Below are 21,965 nucleotides of genomic sequence, written 5' to 3' on the forward strand. Positions count from 1 at the left end.
ACCTCTAACCGTCTGATTCGTAGTCAGATACTCTATCCAGTTGAGCTACGGGTGCAACAGTGTAGCGTGTACGGGATTCGAACCCGTGATCTTCGCCTTGAGAGGGCGATGTCCTGGGCCACTAGACGAACACGCCATGTTACTGTGTGATGCTAAAGAACGATCTGCCTTTCTCAGTGGGCCCTGTAGGACTTGAACCTACGACCCAGCGATTATGAGTCGCTTGCTCTGACCAACTGAGCTAAGGGCCCTCAAACCTTCGCTTTAGAGGCTGTTAATATAACTTTTGGCTTCGAATTCGCAAAACAATAATATTTCTTTCAAAGGTTTTTTGCGATCAGGAAAACTCCTTGTATTGTTCCCTTGTAATATCGGCTCCGAGAGCGGCGAGCTTCGTTTCGATTTTTTCATATCCCCGATCGAGGTGGTAGACGCGCAGCACTTCGGTAACGCCTTCTGCAACCAGTCCGGCAAGCACCAGACAGGCTGAGGCCCTCAGATCGGTCGACATGACCTTCGTTCCGGACAGCTTCCGGGTGCCGTGGACGACAGCCTGGTTTTTCCTGATCTCGATGTGCGCTCCGAGACGGTTGAGTTCGGGGATGTGATTGAACCGTTCGTGATAGACCTTGTCGGTAATACGGCTTGTGCCCTCGGCCTGGGTCATGAGCGCAGTCCATTGGGCCTGCATGTCTGTAGGGAACGAAGGATAGGGTTTTGCTGTGACGTCGGTTGCCGCAAGTTTATCAGGGCTTATGAGCGTGATTGAGTCCTCCGTGTGCGAGACGTTGCAGCCGGCATGGACGAATTTTTTCAGAACGGATTTGAGCTGATCGGCTTCAACTCCTTCGATGGTGATTTCGCCTCCGGTGATGGCGGCAGCTGCAAGCAGGGTGCCGGCTTCGATTCTGTCGAATACGTTGGTGAACTCCACCGCCGCGAGAGACTCGACGCCTTCGATAACCAGTTCGGTGCTTCCTGTTCCGGTGATATTGGCTCCCATTGCCGAGAGAAAGCGGCAGAGCGTCACGATTTCTGGTTCCGCAGCGGCGTTGGTCAGGGTGGTGGTGCCTTCGGCAAGCACGGCCGCCATCATGGCGTTCCCGGTTGCCCCGACCGAAGAGATCGGGAAGTCGATATGGGCTCCCTTGAGTTTTCCTCCCGGGGCTTTTGCCGTGATGAAGCCGGTTTCTATGGAGATTTCGGCCCCGAGTTTTTCCATGGCCATCAGATGCAGGTCGATCGGCCTCGGCCCGAAAGCGCATCCCCCTGGCAGGGAGACTCTCGCCTCACCGAATCGGGCGAGCAGCGGTCCGAGCACGTAGATGGAGGCCCGCATTTTTTTGACAAGCTCATAGGGTGCCAGGACGCTTTCGATTTTTCCTGTTGCAACGGTCAGGGTATTGCCTGAGAACGATGTTTCCGCACCGAGATGGTTGATCAGCTGGGTGAAGGTCCGGATGTCCTGCAGATCGGGAATTCTGTGCAGCGTACAGCACCCCTCGCTGCTCAGCAGGGTTGCGGCAATGACCGGAAGTGACGAATTTTTCGATCCTGAAGCGGTTACTGTGCCAGTTAAACGTTTTCCGCCCTTTATGACAAGCTTGTCCATGGGTACTGTTGAGTAATGAAAAAACTCATATTTACTTATTTCGATTCAAAAAAAACAGAAAAAAACACCGGTGCCTTTGTTCAGAAGAAAAAAATTATGATTTACCTTTAAACTGCACGCCGAAAAGGTGTGCTCTTTTACACAAATGCCGGAAAGCATGTTATGTTCATGATGACTCCTGAATCCCCGTTACCAAGAGTACGCTGTCCGCAAAGTCTTGTCTGTTTTCTGCTTCTGTTTTTTCTGTCGCTTCCCTCTTTCACAGCAGCCTTTTCTGCGCCGGTTGTCAATACCGAGATACAGAGGATCAAAAGGGAGCGCCAATCGGTTGAAAAGACCCTGAAACGCCTGCAGCAGGAGCTTCGCCTGTACCAGTCGAAACTCAATGCAGCGTCAAACAAGGAGAAACAGTCGCTGAAAACGCTCGAAAACATACGCCGGCAGATACTGGTTACCGAAAAGCTGATCAGCGAGAACCAGACCTACCTTGCCACGCTCGACGGGGATATCGACAGTCTTGGCAATGAACTGAGTGTAAACAGGCGGACGCACGCCCGGCTTTCGGATGGTTTTCGCCGTACTGCAGTTTCCGTATACAAATATGGCCGTAACAGGGAAGCCGAACAGCTGTTCGCCTCGGAGTCGGTCAACGATGCCCTGGTCAGGTCGAAGTATATGGGCTTTTTCTCCAGAGCGGTCGGCGGAGATGTAGACAAGCTGCAGAAAAGCGCGGCCCGGCTTGAAAATAACCGTGCGGCGCTGCAGCAGCGCTACCGGGAAAAAGCCGCACTCGTTCTTGAGCAGGAGCGACAGCTGAAAAATTATGCCCGAAACCGCAAGGAAAAAGAGGTTGCGCTTGTGCAGCTGAAAAAAGACAAGCAGCAGTATACGGCGCAGCTCAACACCGTAAAACAGAAACGGCAGCAACTGCAGTCAAAAATACAGAGCCTGGTCATGGCGGAGCAGAAGGCGGTAGCTGCCGAGACTGCGCGTCGCCAGCAGCAGCTTGAAGCCCGCCGTCTCGAAGCCAGGAGGCTTGAAGAGCAGCGTCAGATGTCGCAGAAAAAGCCTGAAGCCGAAGGGCCTTCCGGCAGCGGCAAAAAAACGCCTGCCCGGGTGAAGGCAAAACAGAAAACCTATGCGTCCAGAAAAGAGGTTACCATTGTTCCCGATTACTCTTCGAAAGACCTTGAGAGTGTCTCCGCCGATTTCGACAAGGCATATGGTTCACTGCCCTGGCCGGTCAGGGGCGGGGTGGTTTCCCAGAAATTCGGAACCTCGCAGGACCGGGATCTGAAAATCGTAACCACAAACAACGGTATCGACATATCCGTGCCGGCAGGTACGCCCGTACGGGCCGTATCAGGCGGAAAAGTGGTTCAGATAGCCTATCTTCCGACGTTCGGCAATATTGTCATTATCCGCCATCCCAATTCATACCTGACGGTCTATGCAAATCTCGGCGGCCTGAATGTGGCGAAAAACGACATCATCAAATCCCAGCAGCTGATCGGTATTTCAGGAAAAATGCCTGAAGGCGGATCGGTTGTCCATTTTGAAATCTGGAAGGGGAAAGTGAAGCAGAACCCTGAAAGATGGCTCAGAAGATAGTATCGAATGGATGTAAAAAAACTATTCCTGACAATTTGGGCGGTACTGTTTTCCTGCCGGAAATTCTGGACGGATTTTCGGGCCGGTGCGCCGGGCATAGGCGCCAATGTGCTCAAAGAGTACTCCGTGCCGGTCATTGCGATGGTGCAGCTGGTGAAATTTCCCGTTATCGGCACTCCCCGCCAGGCCATGATTACGGCCATAGCGAGTTTTCTGGCCGATATGGCCGCGATTTATCTTCTGGCCGGCGGAACCATGCGACTGCTTGACAGGGAGAACCGCAACGATATCGAAGAGAGCGTTACAGCTCTGACCGGCTTTTCGCTTACCCCGCTCTGGCTTGTCGAGCCGCTCTGTTTCATCGACGGCTGGAACTGGCTTTTTTCCGCCGCGGCAATCGTTTATGCTATGCTGCTCTGGCGCTGCGGCTTTTTTCTGCTGCTTGAGCGAAAAGCGCCGCCTGCCGGAAGTGCCTTGCGCAACTCCTCGATTCTGCTTGTTGCGGTTTCAGCGGCGGTTTTTCTGCTTGAAAAAGGTATGTTTCGTTTATTCAAGGGGTTTCCGGTATGATGCACGCAAGGGATTTACATCTCGATTACGGGATTGTCGAGGATCTGCTCAAGGCTTTTCTCCTGAATGAAATTCAGAAATTCGGTTTCCGTTCTGTTGTGATCGGACTTTCCGGAGGTATCGATTCGGCCGTGGCGGCCGAGCTTGCCGCTCGAACATTCGGGCCGCAGCAGGTGCTTGCCCTCTTGATGCCCTATCGTTCAAGCAGTTCCGAAAGCGTGGAACATGCCGGTTTGATGGTTTCGAGGCTCGGCATTCGTTCGGAAATTGTCGATATTTCTTCCGCCGTCGATGCGTTTGTCCGCTCCGTTCCCGAGGAGCAGCGCATGAGAAGGGGCAATATCATGTCGCGTACCAGAATGGTCTATCTGTACGACATTTCTGCAAGAGACGGGAGTCTTGTCGTCGGCACCAGCAATAAAACAGAACTGCTGCTTGGCTACGGCACCCTGTTCGGCGACATGGCTTCGGCAGTCAATCCTCTTGGTGATCTCTATAAAACCCAATTGCGAGGTCTTGCCCGTCATCTCGGCATTCCCGAGCCGCTTGTCGAAAAGGAGCCTTCCGCCGATCTGTGGGAAGGACAGAGTGACGAAGCCGATCTGGGATTTTCCTATGAAGATGTTGACGCTCTGCTCTATATGATGCTTGAAAAACGTATGGACCGCCCCTCAATTCTTGCCGAAGGGGTGGATGAGGCTTTTTATGACCGGGTCAGAAGCATGGTGGTGCGAAACCAGTACAAGAGAATGATGCCGGTCATCGCAAAGATCTCCAGTCGAACCCCCGGTATCGATTTCCGCTACGCGAGGGACTGGCAGGAGGTAAAGTAGGAGGGAAGGAGTCAGTAGCCGGTAGACAGTAGTCTGAAAAAAACAGAAATACGGGGAATTTCGATTGAGTTCTGTTTCCTGGCTACCGAATACTGTCTACTGAATACTCTCTTCAGAACGACCGCAGCACCGTGTCGATGAGGAAATGCTTGTCGTCCCGCTGTGGGTAGTCGGTCGTATAGTGCAGCCCCCTTGATTCGCGTCGCTTGATGGCGCCTTCGATGATTAGGCTTGCGACCTTGATGATATTGCGCAGTTCGAGAATCTGCGTGGTGATTTTTGTTTTTTTGTAATAGGCTTCGGTTTCATCCTTCAGGAAATCGATTCTCCGTTTTGCCCTCTGCAGGCGCAGGTCGCTGCGCACAATGCCCACATAATCGTTCATTACTTCCTGTGCCTCGCGCTTGTTGTGCGATACCAGAATCCACTCTTCGGGGTTGACGGTTCCGCTGTCGTCCCAGTCGGGAAAAACCGTGTCGTTCTGCAGGAGCGGAAGCTGCCGGCGGATATCGGTGAACGAACGCCATGCAAAGACCAGTGCCTCGAGCAGCGAGTTGCTTGCAAGCCGGTTCGCTCCGTGTACGCCGGTGCAGCCGGTTTCCCCGCACGCGTAGAGGCGGTTGAGGGTTGTCCTGCCCATGTCGTCGGTACGGATGCCGCCGCATGAATAGTGTGCGGCCGGAACAACAGGGATCATCTCTCTGGTCATGTCGATACCGTACTTCAGACAGGTTTCGTAGATATTGGGAAAGTGTTCCCTGGTTTTTGCCGCATCGATGTGGGTGACATCAAGAAAGACGCACTCATCTCCCGATTTTTTGATTTCGGAGTCGATGGCTCTTGCTACAATATCTCTCGGGGCGAGGTTCTGGCGTTTATCGTACTTGTGCATGAACTCCTGCCCGTTTTTCAGCTTCAGAATACCTCCAAACCCCCTGACGGCTTCCGATATCAGAAACGATTTCGCTTTTGGATGGAAGAGCGAGGTGGGATGAAACTGGATGAACTCCATATTGGCTGTTTCCGCTCCCGCTCGGTAGGCCATGGCGACGCCGTCACCGGTTGCTATATCGGGGTTGGTGGTGTGCTTGTAGACATGGCCGAGCCCTCCCGAAGCAAGCATGGTGATCTTTGCGAGGATTTTTTTCGGTTTGCGCTGCATCGAGTCGAGCACATAGGCACCGTAACAGGTGATGTCGTTGGTCTTGATGCCCAGATGGTGTTCGGTGAGCAGTTCGATTGCGAAGTGGTGCTCGAGCAGCGTGATGTTCGGATGGCTGTTCACGCGATCCAGCAGGGCGTTTTCAACTTCACGTCCGGTGGAGTCCTGGGCGTGCACGATTCTGCTGCGGGAGTGCCCGCCCTCCTTGCCGAGGTGGAGATGGTCGTGGTCGGATGTCGTAAACTGAACACCAAGTTCCGTAAGGCGTTTGATGTGCCGGGGCCCCTCTTCGACCATGATGGCGACCATATCCCGGTTGCAGAGCCCGGCACCTGCGTTGAGCGTATCCTCGATGTGCAGTTCGGCCTTGTCGCTGCTGTCGATGGTGGCTGCAATGCCACCCTGCGCCCAGTTGGTGTTCGAGGTGGAGCTCTCCTTTTTGGTGATGATGGTGACTGTTGCATGGTCGGCCATGTGGACAGCGAAATAGAGACCGCCTATGCCACTTCCTATAACCAGAATATCGGTATGGATCGCTTCAGTCATAAAATATTATCCCCCGGGTAGTTGTTCATGAATGTTTTCCAGGTCTGAGGTGCCGGAGAGCACTAAGCACGATCAGCACGATGCCGATCATGATGACGATGTGCAGGTAGCTGACGGCTTCAGGGAACATACTTGCTATATAATAACCTGCAAGCGTGAAACAAAGCACCCAGAGCACGGCTCCGGATACGCTGTAAAAAAGAAACACCCGGTAGGGCATTGCGGCCACTCCGGCGAGCGTTGCCGCAAAACTTCGGACGATGGGCACGAATCGTGCAAGGAAAACGGTTTTAGCCCCGTGTTTACGGTAAAAGGCTTCGGTTTTCATGAGATGCTCCCGGTGGAAAAACAGCGTCTCCTGCCGGGTAAACAGGGTTTTCTGGAGCTGTTTTCCGATCAGGTAACCGGTCGAGTCGCCCAGAACCGCACCGGCGGCAAGGGTTGCAATCACCAGGGTAATATCGAGGCCCCCGGTTGCTGCGATAAGCCCGGCGGTAATCAGGAGGGAGTCTCCGGGCAGAAAGAATCCCGCGAACAGCCCGGTTTCGGCAAAAATGACGGCAAAAAGCAGAAGATAACCACCCCAGAGAATGAGCTCGTCGAGGGTGCGGATATTTTGCAGGGAAGCGAGGAGCAGCATAGGCGAACAGATGGATACGGAGTTGGCAGAAAGCTCAGGCTCATGAAACAGGCGACGGGGAACAGGCGTCTAAACCATATTCCCCGTCGCAGATTTTGAGAACCGCCCTGCTTCATGAGAGCTTCGCCGATAGAGGGCTTCCGGATGGTGCTGTTACTGCTCAGGGCAAAAGTACTGCACAGGAGATGACGGTCGTCCAGAGACCGTTTTCCCCTTCAGCCGACTGTGTGATATTATAGGAGTTGATGATTTTGCCGCTCATCTTGTAGATGCCTTCACGTTCGTCCCAGTCCTTGTTCGGATCGAATTCTATACCGAGGGTTGTGGCCAGCATCGTTGCTGCAAGGTCCTCTGCATACTCGCCCGACTGTTCGTCGGATTCGCCGAAGGGGTGGTGTTCCGAAAGATAGCCGTACTGTGTGTCGTCGGCAGGTATGGCTACGCCGACCGAGGAGGCGATAAGGCGATTGTACTCATTGGTCGAGTTGCGTGCCATGACGGCAAAGGTTATCTGACCGGGGGAGAGCAGCTTCAGTCCCTCCTCGACGCTGATGCGCTGACATTTGGGCGGAAAAATACTTGAAACGGTAACGAGGTTGCATTTTTCGATTTTGGCATCCCTGAGCGCAAGTTCGAAAGATGAGAGATACTCTTTGTGTCTTCCGACACCTTTGGTGAAGAATACTTTTTTCGGGACGAATGACAAGGCCGTTCCTCCGGATGAGTTAGTGTGTGAATAGTTACACTCGCTGTGACGAGTTGATCAATTATAGGAAAAAGCTATGGCATTCAAAACGTTTTTTTCGTGGCTACTTTATAAAACTTTCTTTTGCCCGCCCTGATGGTTTTCGGCTCGTCGTCGAGTGGAACAAGTGCATTGGTATCGGTGATTTTTTCTTCATCCAACGCTACGGCGTTCTGTTGTATCATCCTGCGAGCCTCGCTTTTCGAGGGTGCCGCACCGAGCCTTATCAGGAGGTCGATCACGGGAAAAGACGGTTCGTCGAAGAGGAAGAGTTCGATGTTGTCCGGGGCTTTTTTCTGCACGAAGACCCGGTCGAAATGCTCTTCGGCTTCACCTGCGGCCGTCAGAGAGTAGTACTGGGCGACGATTTCCCTGGCCAGGGCGCGTTTTGCTTCCCTCGGATTGCTGGTAAGGTCTTCGAGTACTTCGGCAAGGGGTTGCGATTTCTGCGGTACCAGCAGCCGGCAGTAGGTTTCGATCAGACTGTCCGGGATGGAGAGCGCCCTGCCGTACATGTCGTTGGGCGTATCATTGAAGCAGATGGCGTTGCCGAGCGATTTCGACATTTTTTCCTTTCCGTCGGTGCCGACAAGGAGCTCCATGGTTATGCAGACCTGCGGCGCGATGCCGTATTCCCGCTGCAGGTCCCGGCCCACCAGCAGGTTGAATTTCTGGTCGGTACCTCCGAGTTCGACATCGTTTTTCAGATGCACCGAGTCCATTCCCTGGGCGAGCGGGTAAAGAAACTCGTGAATGGAGATCGGTTCTCTTGACCGGTAGCGGCGTTCGAAATCGTCGCGCTCGAGCATCCGCGCAACCGTGTAATGGCTGGAAAGTCTTATGACATCAGAAAAAGTCATCTTTCCAAGCCAGTCGGAGTTGTAGCAGATGGTGGTTTTTCGGGCGTCGAGGATTTTCGAGGCTTGTTCGAAGTAGCTTTTGCCGTTTTCCCTGGCCTCTTCGGCCGAGAGTTGCGGACGGGTTTTGCTTTTGCCCGAAGGGTCGCCGATCATGGCGGTGAAGTCGCCGATAATGAGGATCGCCTCGTGGCCGAGATCCTGGAACTCGCGGAGCTTGCGGAGCACCACGGAGTGCCCGAGGTGCAAGTCGGGCCGCGACGGATCGGCGCCGAGCTTGATTTTCAGCGGTTTGCCCGTCTGCAGGCTGTGCAGCAGCTTTTTTTCGAGCTCTTCGGTACTGATGATTTCAACGACATTGCCGACGATAATATCAAGCTGTTCCTGTACGGTTGGAAAGCGCATGAATTTTCTTGTTTTGCTTAATAGGATTTTTTTATCTGCTGCAGCTGGCGCTCGCTGTCTCTGGCCTTGATGGTTTCGCGCTTGTCATAGAGTTTTTTGCCTTTGGCCAGCGCGATTTCGATTTTCAGGATTCCCCGGTCGGTGAAAAATGCCTTGAGGGGAATGAGGGTCAACCCCTTTTCGCTGATTTTCGACTGGAGTTTGCGAATCTCTTCGCGGTGCAGGAGCAGGCGGCGGCTTCGTTTCGGTTCGAGCTTGTCGAGGGTGTTGTGCTCGTAGGGGGTAATCTGCATGTTTTCGAGCCAGACCTCGCCATGGTGGATGATCGCGAAGCTCTCGTTGAGACTCGCCTTGCCGAGCCGCACCGATTTCACCTCGCTGCCCAGCAGTTCGATACCGGCAACCACCGTTTCGAGAATATGAAACTCGTAACGGGCCTTCCGGTTCTGTATCGACTGTACATACTGCGGTTTGTCTGTTTTTTTCGCCAACTCTTTTCTCAGTGTTTTTCAGGTTGCAAGATATGATTCCGGTATCAGGTTCCCGATATTGAGCACCAGATTCGGGTCGAAGCATTTTTTTATGCGGACCATCTCCCTGATGCCGCTTTCGCCATACATGGCGGCAAGATATGGTGATTTCAGCTTGCCGATGCCGTGTTCGGCCGACAGCGTTCCGCCGAGTGCGATGGCTTTTTCGACAAACTCCCGGTAGAGCGACTTGGCCCGCAGAAACTCCTCCCGGTTGCGGGGCAGGATGTTCAGGTGCACGTGCGAGTTGCCGATATGGCCGAAGATAATAAAGGTAAAGCTGTTTTTCCGGCACGAAGAGTCGTAAAAATCGAACAGCTCACGGAATGAACGGTCCGGCACCGCCATATCGGTGCTGATTTTGCTTTCCTCTTGGCGGTTCAGCCATTCGTTGACCAGAAGCGGAAGGGCATGGCGGAACGCGGTCAGCCTCCGCTGTTCCTCGCGGTCCAGGGCAATCCAGGTCAGATCGACGAGGGCTCCCGATGATTCCATGAGTTCAAGCCAAAGCTCCAGATCACTCTCCTCGCTTTCAGGTGTGGTTTCCTGTTCAAAGAAAACCGCACCGGCTGCTTCCCGGGGAATGTCGGGATACTCCTTCCGGAGAAAGTCGAGAGAGTTGCCGTCGAAAAACTCGAGCACCCTGGGAGTTACGCCTCCTTCAGCGGATTTTGCCCTTGCGGTGAAGCTGAACAGGTCGTCCAGGGTGTTGAAGTATACCAGGCATGAAAAGAGATGCCGTGGAAAGGGTATGAGTTTCAGGTCCGCCTCAAGAATGATGCCGAGAGTGCCTTCGCTTCCGATGAAGAGATCGATCAGATCCATGCCGGCTTTAGAAAAGTAGCCGGCGTTGTGCTTGCTCGTTTCCGGCATGCGGTACTGCGGCCTCAGGAACGAGAGCGTTCCGGCAAGAGGCAGCTCGATACGGAACAGGTCGTTTTCATCGGCAAGATATTTTCCCCGCGGTATATCGAGCAGGTCGCCCTCCGGCAGCGCAACAAGAATTCGAAGAATATGCTCCCGTGTCGGGCCATACCTGAAGGTTCGTGCGCCTGAGGAGTTGTTGGCGATAGTGCTGCCGATAAAACAGAGACCCTCGGTAGGATCGGGAGGGTAGAACCAGCCGGCCTGCTCGACCATGCGCTGAACGTTTTCAAGCAGGGCGCCGGCCTGTACGGTGAGGGTCGCCTGGTTTTCCGACAAATGCATCGGTTCGCCGATCGCATCGAGTTTCTGCATGGAGATTACGTAGTCTCCTTCCGGTATGCGGCCGCCTGTGGTTCCGGTGCCGTTTCCCGCAATGGTAAAGCGTTTTCCGCCCTCTGTCGCCGAACGGAGCAGTTCCGCTGTTTCTTCAGCGGTTTCGGGAAAATAGACCCCGGGAGTTCTTCCTGTTTTCAGGTTGCTTGTATCGGTGAGAAATACCTCTATGGATGCAGGGTCGCTTTTGTAGATCATGGTTCGCTGCCGTTTTCTTCTCCACCAGCTGCTTCACGGTTTTCTTCCGCAGGCGCCTCCCAGGGTGTTTCAGTGGCAGCATCAGCAGGGACGGGGTTTTCGGTCGCAGGCCGCAGACTGTCCGCTTTAAGCTCAGGAGCCGAGGTTTTCTGCGAACCTGAGTGTGCTGAAGAGGGCTTCAGTTTTTTATCGCCCTTCACATAGTACCGGATCAGCTCACGAGCGATCGGTGCTGAAATGGAACCGCCGAATCCCGCATTTTCGACAAGCACCGTGACGGCGATTTTAGGGTTGTCAACCGGAGCGAAGGCGATGAACCATGCATGGTCGAGACCGTGCGGGTTCTGTGCAGTTCCGGTTTTTCCGGCTACCGGAATATCCGCAATATTGGCCATTGTTCCTGTTCCCTGAAGCACAACACCGCGCATGGCTTCACGGATATAGGCGATATTTTTCTCCGATACCGGGAGGGTTCGTTTTCTGTGCGGAAGAGCGATATACCTTCCTGTAGCCGTATCGCGGTATCCTTTGACCAGATGCGGCTGATACCAGGTTCCGCTGTTGGCGATTGCTGCGGTATAGGCGGCCAGCTGCACCGGCGTAGCGCCGAGTTCACCCTGGCCGATGGCAAGGCTGATAAGGTATCCTTTGGTCCATTTGTCGCGGCCGTAGCGCCGGTTGAAATAATCGGCCGATGGCAGTATTCCCGAACGTTCACCGGGCATGTCGATGCCTGTCTCTTCACCGAACCCGAACATCCGACCGTAATGCGTCCAGTTTTCAAAGCCGGTTTTGAACATCAGATTGAAGAAGTACACATTGCTCGATTGAATGATGGCTTTTTTCATATCGATCGCGCCCAGAGCGTGTCCTGCATGATTCTGGAATCTTCTTTTTCCGAAGGTAAAGCTGCCCCTGTCGAGAAATTTTGCATCCGGGTCGACTTTTTCCTCTTCAAGCGCCGCCATGGCAAGCACCATCTTGTAGATGGAGCCCGGCGGGTAGACCGCCTGCAGTGTGCGGTTGAAGAGTGGCTTCTGCGGATTGTTGATGATGTTTCGCCATCCGTCGGGCTTGGTCGATCCGTTGAAAATCTCAAGATCGTAATCAGGGGCGCTTACCAGCGCCAGTATGCCCCCGTTTGAGGGGTCAATGGCGACGACGGCGCCGGATTTTCCGGTTTTCCGGATCAGTTCCTCGGCAAGCTGCTGCAAGCCGGCATCGATGTGCAGGTAGAGATCGTCGCCTCGGATGGCCGGGATATCGCTGTTGCCGTCATCATATTTGCCGACAAGCTTTCCGAGCGGATCGACCATTTCGAAACGCGCGCCTTTCTGTCCTTTCAATCGCTCCTCGTAGACCTTTTCGAGGCCGCTGAAGCCGATTTTGTCCTCCTGCGTATAGCCCTCTTCGGAGAGTTTTTCAAGATCTTCCTTCGGAATCAGCCGCTGGTAACCGAACAGGTGCGAGCCGTAAAGAGATCCGGTATATTTCCGTTTGTTGTCGGCCTCGATGATCACTCCCGGAAGCTGCCAGAGGTTTTCGCTCAGCCGTGCTATAATCACCGGGTTAAGGTTTTTTGTTACGGTTGTGGCCGAAAAGCGGTTGAAGCGTTCTCCTTTCCGGATTTTTTCGGTAAGCTCCCCGACCGGCATGTTCATCAGGCGCGCAAAAAAGCCGGTTTTGGACTTCCGGAATTCCGAAGGGATAACCCTGACCGAATAGAGCGGCTGATTGTCCACGACGATAATTCCGTTCCGGTCGATCATCCTTCCTCGCGGTGCCTGTATCCAGATTCTGCGGATACTGTTGGTGGAAGATATGGAGCCGAGTTCCTGAAAATTCAGTACCTGCAGATAGAAGAGGCGGGCGAGCAGCAATGAAAATACCGCGACGACAACATAGGTAACCAGCGATGCTCCCCGTTGAATGGTATCCATTGGTTACTCGGAAAGGGTTTTTCTCAGAAACAGCCGGAAGACGGTAACGGTCAGGAGCAGATTCATCATGCAGGCCAGGGCTCCGGAGACGAATATACGGTAGAGGAGCGGTTCGCCGAGCGGATTTACTACAAGGCTGAATGCCAGATTTCCCGCAAAAGAAGCAAGAACGACGGCAAGATAAAGCATTCTGGATTTCTGGGTCATGGTCGCATGGCTGTTTTCCGGTACATGACAGTATCCTGCTGTAAATCCTTCAATCGTTCTGGTGAGCAGCACGATTCCCATGTTGCCTGAAAGTACTCCGCAGACGAATCCGGCGGCAAATCCGTAGGTCATGCCTTGCCGCTGACCGGTAAAAACCGACATGAAGACAAGAAAAACGATAACTGCATCGGGCGAAACGCCAAGCAGCGTCAGCTTTGAGAAGCCGAATACCTGCAGCAGGCAGACTGCGAGCAGGATGATGATGGGGAGGATTTGGTTTTTTGTCACAGCTCAGTTCACAGGGTTGATGATTGCCGGTTTATCCTGGGGCAGGACGCTCTCGAGCATCTCTATTTTTTCCGGGTTTTTCTTTGCCGGTGCGACCAGTACATAGGTCAGGGTCGAGAAATCTACCGCCAGCCGGATAGTGATGTCGTAAAACAGTTTGTCAGGTTTTATGCGGACAATCCGGCCTACGGGAATGCCACTGGGAGAGAAGGTGCTGAAGTCCGTCGTCAGCATCAGTTCGCCCTTTTTGAGCGGACTGCTTATCGGAATGTGATCGATCTGTGCAAGATGCTCCGCCCCGCCGTTCCAGCTGAGTATCCCCAGGGCATTGCTTCTGTCGGACATGACGCTCACCTTGAAGTCACTGTGTATGAGCGGCAGCACGCTTGCGTAATGTTCGGATACGAACACGACCCGTCCGACAAGGCCGTGGGGGGTAAGCACGGTCATGTCTTTCCGGATACCATGGGTTGTTCCGGCATCGATCAAAAGCATGTTTTCCCTTGAACTGAACTTCCTGTCGATCACTCTGGCAATAATGTAGCCGGAGGTGTCGAATGTGGAATCGGCCAGCAATGCACGTCGTGCTTTTTGGTTCCTGAGCGCCGTTTCGCTGCGCAGGATTCTGGAAAGCATCTCCGCATTGATTTTCAGCAGTCGTTCATTTTCCCTGCGGAGATTGAACAGGTAGCCGTAGCTCGATATTTTTTCATCGATCGAAGCCCGGAGCTCGGTGCCCGCGCTCCGTATTTTCGAGAGCATATCGTCCTGTTCGAACCTGATCAGCAGGAGTGCAATGCTGCAGTAGAGCAGCAGGAGCAGATAGGCGTTATGTTTGATGAGAAATTTGAAAAACTTCTGCACGATCAAGAATTCCTTTTAAGAGACCTTATGGCATTAGCTCTTGCCGCCTGCAAGCCCGCGTGGTTTGCCTGAGTGGTTATTTTTGTTACATTTTCCTGTTTCAGGGCAGGCATTGTCCCTGTCAATATGACAAGTTGTCAACATATGGTGCAAAACTTAAATATAACAGATAAATTTATTGTTGTCGGCGACAGAGTTTTAATCAAACCGAAATCTCTCGACGAACGCACAAAATCAGGCATATACCTTCCTCCCGGCATTCAGGAAAAAGCACGGATCCAGAGTGGCTATGTCATCAAGACCGGACCTGGCTATCCGGTTGGGCCACCTCCGGAATCCGACGAACCATGGAAGGAAAAGCTTTCGGGCGCCCAGTACATCCCCCTGCAGGCGAAAGTCGGCGATCTGGCCATTTTTATCCAGAACAGCTCGTACGAGATCGAGTATGAGGAGGAGCGCTACATCATTGTGCCCAACTCCGCGATCCTTCTCCTGATCAGGGAGGACGACGATCTTGAATATTATCTGAAATAACCGGTGGCTGTTTCCGGCTGCATCATGTTTTCCAGTAACGGGGCTCGGCAGGCAAGACCCTGAACCCCATAGTATTATACGCGATCATGACTTCTGAACCTCTACAGCCGCTTCCATCCAAAGAGGAGTTGCTTCTCCATGTAGGGCAGTTGAAAAAAGAGCTGAACGCAGTTCTGCTTGCCCACTACTATACGGTTCCTGAAATTCAGCAGGCTGCCGATGTTGTCGGCGACAGCCTTGCCCTTGCCCGCAGTGCAGAGAAAACCGGTGCCGATGTGATCGTTTTCGCGGGTGTTTACTTCATGGCCGAGACAGCCAAGATTCTCAATCCCGACAAGCTGGTGCTCGTTCCCGACGAATATGCCGGATGCCCACTGGCCGACAGCTGTTCACCGGAAGAATTCAGGCAGTTCCGCCTGCAGCATCCCGGCGCTGTTGCCGTCAGCTATATCAATTCGTCGGCAGAGATAAAAGCGCTATCCGATATTATCTGCACCTCGTCGAACGCCGAGAGGATCATACGCTCAATACCAACGGAGCAAAAAATAATTTTCGGGCCGGACCGCAATCTCGGCGGTTACCTCATGAAAAAACTGCAAAGGGAGATGGTGCTCTGGCAGGGGTACTGCTATGTGCATGAAGCGTTTTCCGAGGAGTACATTCTCGATGCGTGCCGGCTGCACCCCCATGCCCTCCTGATAGCTCATCCGGAGTGCAGGGAGGAGGTGCTTCGCCATGCCGCCTTTGTGGGCTCCACCCAGGCGCTGCTCGACTTTACGGCGTCGAGCGATGCATCGGCTTTCATTGTGGCCACAGAGCCGGGCATTCTTTTCGAAATGCAGAAACGTTCTCCGCTGAAAGAGTTCATTCCGGCGCCGAAAGATCTGCAGAACCCGCGCAGTGTCTGCAAGCAGATGAAGCAGAACACGCTTGAAAAGCTGGTGCAGTGCATGCAGAACCGGAAGCCGGAGATTGTGCTTCCCGAAAAGCTCAGAATCGCCGCCCTGAAGCCGATACGACGTATGCTCGATCTTTCGGCATGAAAAACCGTACGGGAAGCCGAACCTGATCAGTGCTCTTTTTTTTGCATAACACTTTCATCATCAAACCCTCATCATTTATGGAAAGCCTGCTTAACCGCACATCCCGAGGGATGTCGATCATGACCACCGTTCTTGTTCTGTTTTTCAATGCCGCCGATACCTACGGCTGGCACGACAGAACACATCTCGCCATCGCCCAGGCGGCAGGTTTCGAGCGCTGGTACAGCGCCGCTGCTCCGGATGTCGTGAAGTCGAGGGATATGTTCAGGCCTGTCGAGGAGAAGAACCACTACTACAACAACAACGCCGACCGGAAAGTAACGGCGCAGATGGTAATGGAACAGGTGGAGCGCTTCAACCGACCGGAGGATGACGAAGGGCATCTTTACGGGGCGATTATCGGTTCCGTCAGAGACTATAAAAAGCTCAGCGCCAGCGGCAAGTATGCCGACTATCCGCTCGTTTTCTGTGCCCACTATGCCGGCGACCTCTCCATGCCGCTGCACAATACCGTCTACGACGATTTCAACAAGGAGCGGCATGGTACCAACGACGGCATTATCGAATGCAACGCCCTGAACAATATCGGTTACATCCAGCGGAGCATCTACGATATCCGTATCGAAAGCGAGGAGGACCTTGCTCGCGAAATTGCACGGGTTGCCGAAACTGCCCGCAGGCTCGGACGGAAGATCAGAAAAGAGAACCGGAACATGACCCAGGCCGAGACCTACACGCAGGTTATTCACAGCGCGTCGCTTTTCAGGGCTATCCTGCGGTATGTCGGAAAGAACCCCTGCTGATCATTCAGGCCTATGGCAAGTCAGGAACATCTTTCGGTGCTCTCTCGGGGAGTCGCGTCATGGAACCTGTGGCGCCACGAAAATGGCATCGCGCATCCGGAACTCCAGGGCGCCGACCTTCGGGGATTCGACCTCCGGGAGGCCGACCTGAGCGGAGCGAATCTTTCCGGAGCGATTCTCTGCCATTCGGATCTCGGCGGAGCCGATCTCAGGGGTGCCGATCTCAGGGGTGCCGATCTCGAAGGTGCCGATCTCGGCGGGGCCCGGCTCAGCAAAAGCACGATCGACATCAATACCCGGTACGAAACCCTGCGGGGCTGCGATATCGGCGTTAACGGCTTTTATTCCGCCCCGACCGACTCCGCGGCGCTCATGCGTCTCGATCCTCCGGGAAACTCCATGCAGGGCTCCAATGCGGAGGCGGTGATCGAGAGTCTTCGGCAGGCCAGAAAACTCCACACCTTTTCCATGGTTCTGGCCGGCATCGGTCTCCTGTTCATCGTCATCAGGCCGAAATCGATCTCCCTGCCCTATCTGGCCGGCTCCTTCAAGTTCGACGACCTCAGCTATGCCTTTCTTGCCGCCCTGCTCTCGACCGGTCTGTTGAGCCTTGTGGCAACCTTTATCGACTCGGCACTGCAGGGGGCGCGCTATCTCAATGACCGCCGTTCTGTCATGACCGTCGGGCACTTTCCCTGGGTGCTTTCAAAATACGAGCAGAATCCCGAGGTTCGCCGCCAGTCGAAAATCCTGCGGTTTTTTCTCAGCTTTCATCCGCTTGTCTATCTCTACTTTTTCGTTAAGTGGGATGCGCTTTTTTACGGCGACTGGGCAGGGGTCGTCAGCCATTATCAGGAGCTTCCCGTTGTGCTCGGCGAATGGCTGCTGCCGGTTTTCTATGTGATGCTTTTCAGGCTTTGCCTTCGGATTTTCAGGCTTTCCGGGGGATTTCAGAAGCCAATTCTTTTCGATGCCGAAACCGAAAGAGACCGGCGCTCCGACATGGAACGGCTTGCCCATGCTGTTGAAACCCAGGCGGAGGAAATCGCTGCACTCGCCACCATTCTGCGAAGGGAAAAAGAGCGGTGAGAAAGCGGGACTCGATGAAACGATGAGGCTTTTTTTCTGCAGCAGAGAAGCCCTGACGTTCCGGGCGATATGAAGAGCCGTCAGCCGGAATCGGAAGGGTTTTCCATGCGTTTTCGGCAGAAATAACCGGATGAAAAGTGATGGTTTTTTTTTGTTGAAATTACGGCCTGTGTTTCCGGGTTTCTGTTTTTCCTTTGCCTTTTGCATGAAAAACCTTACACTCTCAACAGTTCTTTTTTTTCTTTCTGGTGCCGGTTGCTCGACGCATCCGGATAATAGGGAAGTACGTGAGAATCGTACACTGTTCCCGCAACTGTAAGAGATGGTTTGCCGAAAAGAAGCTGCCGGCGGCTCCGCCCGTTTGCTTCGGCCCGGCATGTCCCGGTCACTTCGTTTCATGATTTTCCGCCCGGGAAAACGAGGGAAGGCCGGACATTAGTTTTTGTCTGCTGCTGCAGACAGCCTCTCAAAGTCAGGAGACCTGCCGGAAAAACGCCGCCTTGAGACTTCGGGAAAAAGTCTGGCTGCAAGAATTACATGACCGAATGAAAAACAAAACCTCTGCCCCCTGACAGAAAATCGTGATCATTGCCGATGCATCGGAAGCCGTATTTTTTTACTAAATGTTATATTTGCATTTAGGGTGAAAACAGTGGAGTCATAAGGGCTCCTGTGCTGATTATTTATATTTAAGTTGTTTTTAAACAATAAGTTAACATTTTCAATCGGAAACCCTGATATCGGAGAACTATTGTGAGAATATCCCGTTTGTTTACCTCTCCCGGAGAGAACGTCTACGACCGTTTCGAGTACACACTCCGTTCATCCGTGCTGCGCAATCCGGATGGCTCGAAGGTGTTTGAATTGAACGATATCGAGGTGCCGAAGCACTGGTCGCAGGTGGCTGCCGATATTCTCGCCCAGAAATATTTCCGCAAGACAGGAGTTCCCCGACGTGATGCCGATGGAAACGCGGTGCTTGACGAAACGGGTCAGCCTGTAACCGGCAGTGAACGATCCATCAAGGAGGTTGTGCATCGCCTTGCCGGGTGCTGGAAAGAGTGGGGCGAAAAGAACCGTTATTTCGATTCCGCCGATGATGCGCAGGCATTCTACGATGAGGTTGCTTTCATGCTGCTCCGTCAGATGGGGGCCCCGAACTCTCCGCAGTGGTTCAACACCGGGCTGAATTTCGCCTATGGCATAGACGGGCCCGCCCAGGGGCACTACTATGTCGATCCTGCAACCGGCCGGACCATGGAGTCCGAAGACGCCTATTCCCGTCCCCAGGCTCATGCATGTTTCATCCAGTCGGTCAATGACGACCTGGTCAACGAAGGGGGGATTTTCGACCTTGCCGTGCGCGAAGCGAGGGTTTTCAAGTTCGGCAGCGGATCGGGCACCAATTACTCGAATCTGCGTTCGTCCGGTGAAAAACTCAGCGGTGGCGGCAGTTCCTCTGGGCTGATGAGTTTTCTGAAGATATTCGATTCTGCGGCTGGAGCCATCAAGTCCGGCGGAACCACCCGGCGCGCTGCGAAGATGGTGATAGTCGATATCGACCATCCCGACGTGGAGCGCTTCATCGAATGGAAGGCGCGTGAGGAGGACAAGGTCGCTTCACTGGTGGCCGGTTCGAGGATCTGTTCCCGCTTTCTGAAGGCCATTGTCGATGAAGCCATTGCCAACGGCTCCGACCGTTCCGAAAATATGAAACTGCAGCTCCTTATCAGGAACGCTCTTGCCAGAGCCGTGCCCATGAACTATATCCTGAGGGTGCTTGCCCTGGTCGATCAGGGCTACACCACCCTTGACTTCGATGAATACGATACGCATTACGAATCCGAAGCCTACCAGACCGTAGGGGGCCAGAACTCGAACAACACTGTCAGAGTGACCAACGCCTTCATGAAAGCCGTAGAGAACGACGACATGTGGGTGCTGCGCGAGAGGACGACCGGAAAAACCGCAAGGGCAGTGAAAGCCCGCGACCTCTGGGAAAAAATTCTCATGAGCTCATGGAAGTGCGCAGATCCGGGTCTCCAGTTCGACACCACCATCAACGAGTGGCATACCTGTCCGGCAAGCGGAAGGATCAATGCAAGCAATCCCTGCTCCGAGTACATGTTCCTCGACGATACCGCCTGTAACCTGGCCAGCCTCAACCTGATTCACTTTGTCGATGAATCGAGCGGAAAGATCAGGGTCAGTGAGCTGCTGCACGCTTCGGCACTCTGGACCGTTGTACTCGAGATATCGGTGCTGATGGCACATTTTCCCTCAAAGGAGATTGCCCGCCTTAGCTATGAGTACCGAACGCTCGGTCTCGGCTTTGCCAATCTTGGAACCGTGCTGATGGTGCTTGGCATCCCTTACGATTCGCCCAAAGCCCTGGCCCTGGCAGGTGCGATTTCTGCGCTCATGACCGGTCAGGCTTATGTGACCTCGGCGGAAATGGCAAAGGATCTTGGCGCGTTTACCGGCTATGCAGCCAATGCGAAAGAGATGCTGCGCGTGATCCGCAACCACCGCCGTGCAGCTCGCAACCTTTCCGAAGAGGAGTACGAGGGGCTCAGCGTCAAGCCTCGCGGCATCGACAGCGAATACTGCCCGACAGACCTTTTCGAAGCAGCCGGAAAAATCTGGGACGAAGCCTTGCAGAAAGGGAAGAAATATGGTTTCCGCAACGCACAGGTCAGTGTTATCGCCCCTACCGGCACGATAGGACTGGTGATGGACTGCGATACCACCGGTGTCGAGCCCGAGTTCGCCATCGTCAAGTTCAAGAAGCTGGCCGGCGGCGGCTACTTCAAAATCGTCAATCAGTCGGTTCACAAGGCCCTTGAGCGGCTCGGCTACACCGACACCCAGATCGACGATATCGAAAAATACTGCAAGGGTCACGGCACGCTTGCCGGATGCCCCACCGTAAACCGGCAGTGGCTGAAGAGCAGGGGATTTACCGACGAGAAGATCGAACAGGTCGAGTCGCAGCTCGAAACCGTTTTCGACATCCGTTTCGCCTTCAACAAGTGGATACTCGGCGAGGAGTTCTGCCTGTCGCTGGGCTTCAGCGACGAACAGCTCAACAGCCCCGATTTCGACATGCTGCAGGCGCTCGGGGCCACCGAACAGGACGGCGAAGCCGCCAACGACTACATCTGCGGCACCATGACCATTGAAGGAGCGCCCCATCTGAAGCTCGAACATCTGCCGGTTTTCGACTGCGCAAGCCGCTGCGGCAGAAAAGGCGAGCGCTATATCGCCCACATGGCCCATGTCCATATGATGTCCGCCGTGCAGCCTTTCATTTCGGGTGCTATTTCGAAAACCGTCAATATGCCGGGAACCGCCACAACGTCTGAAATCGGTGATGTCTACCGTTCAGCCTGGCAGCATATGGTCAAGGCTATCACCATCTACCGCGACGGTTCGAAGCTTTCGCAGCCGCTCAACATTTCGAGCTACAAGGATCTCGACGAAATCATCATGCTCGGCAACGAGGAGGCGCTCGACGAAACAAAAGGGCCAAGGGAGGTTCAGGAGCGGATTGTCGAACGGGTTTACCACCGCTCGGAGCGCCGGATGCTGCCCAAGCGGCGCAAGGGATATATTCGTGAAGCCTATGTCGGCGGCCACAAGGTGTTCCTTCGTACCGGCGAGTACGAAGACGGCTCGCTCGGGGAGGTGTTTATCGACATGTACAAGGAGGGTGCCTCGTTCAAGGGCCTTCTGAACTGTTTCGCCGTGCTCGCCTCCAAGGCCCTGCAGTACGGCATGCCGCTCGAGGAGCTTGTGGACAGCTTTACCTTTACCCGGTTCGAACCCGCCGGTGCGGTGCAGGGGCACAATGCCATCAAGAACTCCACCTCGATTCTCGATTACGTGTTCCGCTCGATCGGCTACGACTATCTTGGACGCAAGGACTTTGTGCATGTCAAGGCCGTCGATGAGGTTCCGCCGTCGGGAGGAGAAGGTGAGGAGAAGGCAAAAAGCAACGGTTCGGCCCATCAACAGCCGCCGGTTGCCGAAGCGGTTCCGGAGCAGCATCACCTGATGTCGGAGTACGCCTCCAGCCTGAGCACCCAGATGCTGCAGGCTAAGGTTCAGGGTTTTACCGGAGAGCAGTGTGAAAACTGCGGTTCGATGCGGGTGAAACAGAACGGAACCTGCAAGGTGTGCGAGGATTGCGGCACCACGACCGGCTGCTCGTAAGCCGGGGAAGGGT

General features: G+C 54.0%; 18 protein-coding genes, 2 tRNA genes and 1 riboswitch. Of the genes, 8 read left to right on the forward strand and 12 right to left on the reverse strand.

Going from position 1 to position 21,965, the window contains the following annotated elements; genetic code table 11:
- Positions 1–62: 62 nt before the first annotated feature.
- The 3 genes from K9G39_RS08560 to murA form a co-directional block, all read right to left on the reverse strand.
- Positions 63–136, reverse strand: a tRNA-Glu gene (locus K9G39_RS08560).
- A 41-nt stretch (positions 137–177) separates the two neighbouring features.
- Positions 178–251, reverse strand: a tRNA-Ile gene (locus K9G39_RS08565).
- Between the two features lie 86 nt (positions 252–337).
- The gene (gene murA / locus K9G39_RS08570) at positions 338–1,612 is read right to left on the reverse strand and encodes a UDP-N-acetylglucosamine 1-carboxyvinyltransferase (protein WP_292004510.1); all 1,275 of its coding nucleotides are present in this window, start codon (positions 1,610–1,612) and stop codon (positions 338–340) included.
- Between the two features lie 168 nt (positions 1,613–1,780).
- On the opposite strand from murA, the gene K9G39_RS08575 reads away from it, so the two are divergent.
- The 3 genes from K9G39_RS08575 to K9G39_RS08585 are packed head-to-tail and all read left to right on the forward strand — an operon-like array spanning position 1,781 to position 4,626.
- Positions 1,781–3,223 carry a peptidoglycan DD-metalloendopeptidase family protein gene (locus K9G39_RS08575; protein WP_292004511.1) on the forward strand — a complete coding sequence of 481 codons (1,443 nt, stop codon included), beginning with the start codon at positions 1,781–1,783 and terminating at the stop codon, positions 3,221–3,223.
- 6 nt (positions 3,224–3,229) lie between these two features.
- Positions 3,230–3,793, forward strand: coding sequence for a hypothetical protein (locus K9G39_RS08580; protein ID WP_292004512.1), 564 nt, complete (start codon positions 3,230–3,232; stop codon positions 3,791–3,793).
- The gene (locus K9G39_RS08585) at positions 3,793–4,626 is read left to right on the forward strand and encodes an NAD+ synthase (RefSeq protein WP_292004544.1); all 834 of its coding nucleotides are present in this window, start codon (positions 3,793–3,795) and stop codon (positions 4,624–4,626) included. The genes K9G39_RS08580 and K9G39_RS08585 overlap by 1 nt, the downstream gene beginning before the upstream one ends.
- A gap of 112 nt (positions 4,627–4,738) precedes the next feature.
- On the opposite strand, the gene nadB is transcribed toward K9G39_RS08585, so the two are convergent.
- The 9 genes from nadB to mreC all read right to left on the reverse strand — a co-directional run bounded on the left by nadB (position 4,739) and on the right by mreC (position 14,268).
- Positions 4,739–6,334, reverse strand: a complete 1,596-nt coding sequence (gene nadB / locus K9G39_RS08590; RefSeq protein WP_292004513.1) for an L-aspartate oxidase — start codon at positions 6,332–6,334, stop codon at positions 4,739–4,741.
- Positions 6,335–6,359: 25 nt separating this feature from the next.
- The gene (locus tag K9G39_RS08595) at positions 6,360–6,974 is read right to left on the reverse strand and encodes a VTT domain-containing protein (RefSeq protein ID WP_292004514.1); all 615 of its coding nucleotides are present in this window, start codon (positions 6,972–6,974) and stop codon (positions 6,360–6,362) included.
- Positions 6,975–7,134: 160 nt separating this feature from the next.
- The gene (locus K9G39_RS08600; protein WP_292004515.1) at positions 7,135–7,680 is read right to left on the reverse strand and encodes an arginine decarboxylase, pyruvoyl-dependent; all 546 of its coding nucleotides are present in this window, start codon (positions 7,678–7,680) and stop codon (positions 7,135–7,137) included.
- An 83-nt stretch (positions 7,681–7,763) separates the two neighbouring features.
- Positions 7,764–8,981 carry a tyrosine--tRNA ligase gene (tyrS, locus tag K9G39_RS08605; RefSeq protein WP_292004516.1) on the reverse strand — a complete coding sequence of 406 codons (1,218 nt, stop codon included), beginning with the start codon at positions 8,979–8,981 and terminating at the stop codon, positions 7,764–7,766.
- A 17-nt stretch (positions 8,982–8,998) separates the two neighbouring features.
- A complete protein-coding gene (gene smpB, locus K9G39_RS08610; RefSeq protein WP_292004517.1) occupies positions 8,999–9,472 on the reverse strand; it encodes an SsrA-binding protein SmpB in 474 nt (157 codons plus the stop codon).
- 18 nt (positions 9,473–9,490) lie between these two features.
- Positions 9,491–10,969: an FAD-binding oxidoreductase gene (locus K9G39_RS08615; protein ID WP_292004518.1), complete on the reverse strand. Its 1,479-nt coding sequence runs from the start codon at positions 10,967–10,969 to the stop codon at positions 9,491–9,493.
- Complete coding sequence (gene mrdA / locus K9G39_RS08620; RefSeq protein WP_292004519.1) at positions 10,966–12,909, reverse strand: penicillin-binding protein 2; 1,944 nt, start codon at positions 12,907–12,909, stop codon at positions 10,966–10,968. The genes K9G39_RS08615 and mrdA overlap by 4 nt, the downstream gene beginning before the upstream one ends.
- 3 nt (positions 12,910–12,912) lie before the next feature.
- Positions 12,913–13,404: a rod shape-determining protein MreD gene (gene mreD, locus K9G39_RS08625; RefSeq protein ID WP_292004520.1), complete on the reverse strand. Its 492-nt coding sequence runs from the start codon at positions 13,402–13,404 to the stop codon at positions 12,913–12,915.
- A 3-nt stretch (positions 13,405–13,407) separates the two neighbouring features.
- Complete coding sequence (gene mreC, locus K9G39_RS08630) at positions 13,408–14,268, reverse strand: rod shape-determining protein MreC (RefSeq protein WP_292004521.1); 861 nt, start codon at positions 14,266–14,268, stop codon at positions 13,408–13,410.
- Positions 14,269–14,412: 144 nt separating this feature from the next.
- On the opposite strand from mreC, the gene K9G39_RS08635 reads away from it, so the two are divergent.
- From K9G39_RS08635 to K9G39_RS08655, 5 genes are all read left to right on the forward strand, one after another.
- Positions 14,413–14,802 (forward strand): co-chaperone GroES family protein, encoded by a 390-nt coding sequence (locus tag K9G39_RS08635; protein WP_292004522.1) that lies wholly within the window; start codon positions 14,413–14,415, stop codon positions 14,800–14,802.
- Positions 14,803–14,888: 86 nt separating this feature from the next.
- Complete coding sequence (gene nadA / locus K9G39_RS08640) at positions 14,889–15,845, forward strand: quinolinate synthase NadA (protein ID WP_292004523.1); 957 nt, start codon at positions 14,889–14,891, stop codon at positions 15,843–15,845.
- Between the two features lie 77 nt (positions 15,846–15,922).
- Positions 15,923–16,648, forward strand: coding sequence for a S1/P1 nuclease (locus K9G39_RS08645; RefSeq protein WP_292004524.1), 726 nt, complete (start codon positions 15,923–15,925; stop codon positions 16,646–16,648).
- Positions 16,649–16,660: 12 nt separating this feature from the next.
- On the forward strand, positions 16,661–17,737 hold the full coding sequence (locus tag K9G39_RS08650) for a pentapeptide repeat-containing protein (protein ID WP_292004525.1): 1,077 nt from the start codon (positions 16,661–16,663) through the stop codon (positions 17,735–17,737).
- Between the two features lie 229 nt (positions 17,738–17,966).
- Positions 17,967–18,241, forward strand: a riboswitch (cobalamin riboswitch).
- A 249-nt stretch (positions 18,242–18,490) separates the two neighbouring features.
- Positions 18,491–21,952 carry a vitamin B12-dependent ribonucleotide reductase gene (locus K9G39_RS08655; protein WP_292004526.1) on the forward strand — a complete coding sequence of 1,154 codons (3,462 nt, stop codon included), beginning with the start codon at positions 18,491–18,493 and terminating at the stop codon, positions 21,950–21,952.
- Positions 21,953–21,965 lie beyond the last annotated feature (13 nt).

The sequence above is a fragment of the Chlorobium sp. genome (genome assembly GCF_021740465.1).
In the GTDB taxonomy this organism is placed as follows: domain Bacteria; phylum Bacteroidota; class Chlorobiia; order Chlorobiales; family Chlorobiaceae; genus Chlorobium.

Bases quoted from the DNA above. Each gene is read 5' to 3' on its own strand.
- K9G39_RS08575 (WP_292004511.1), top strand. From the start codon at position 1,781: ATGATGACTCCTGAATCCCCGTTACCAAGAGTACGCTGTCCGCAAAGT.
- K9G39_RS08585 (WP_292004544.1), top strand. From the start codon at position 3,793: ATGCACGCAAGGGATTTACATCTCGATTACGGGATTGTCGAGGATCTG.
- K9G39_RS08580 (WP_292004512.1), top strand. From the start codon at position 3,230: ATGGATGTAAAAAAACTATTCCTGACAATTTGGGCGGTACTGTTTTCC.
- murA (WP_292004510.1), bottom strand. From the start codon at position 1,612: ATGGACAAGCTTGTCATAAAGGGCGGAAAACGTTTAACTGGCACAGTA.
- nadB (WP_292004513.1), bottom strand. From the start codon at position 6,334: ATGACTGAAGCGATCCATACCGATATTCTGGTTATAGGAAGTGGCATA.
- mrdA (WP_292004519.1), bottom strand. From the start codon at position 12,909: ATGGATACCATTCAACGGGGAGCATCGCTGGTTACCTATGTTGTCGTC.
- K9G39_RS08650 (WP_292004525.1), top strand. From the start codon at position 16,661: ATGGCAAGTCAGGAACATCTTTCGGTGCTCTCTCGGGGAGTCGCGTCA.
- K9G39_RS08645 (WP_292004524.1), top strand. From the start codon at position 15,923: ATGGAAAGCCTGCTTAACCGCACATCCCGAGGGATGTCGATCATGACC.
- K9G39_RS08595 (WP_292004514.1), bottom strand. From the start codon at position 6,974: ATGCTGCTCCTCGCTTCCCTGCAAAATATCCGCACCCTCGACGAGCTC.
- nadA (WP_292004523.1), top strand. From the start codon at position 14,889: ATGACTTCTGAACCTCTACAGCCGCTTCCATCCAAAGAGGAGTTGCTT.
- K9G39_RS08615 (WP_292004518.1), bottom strand. From the start codon at position 10,969: ATGATCTACAAAAGCGACCCTGCATCCATAGAGGTATTTCTCACCGAT.
- tyrS (WP_292004516.1), bottom strand. From the start codon at position 8,981: ATGCGCTTTCCAACCGTACAGGAACAGCTTGATATTATCGTCGGCAAT.
- K9G39_RS08635 (WP_292004522.1), top strand. From the start codon at position 14,413: ATGGTGCAAAACTTAAATATAACAGATAAATTTATTGTTGTCGGCGAC.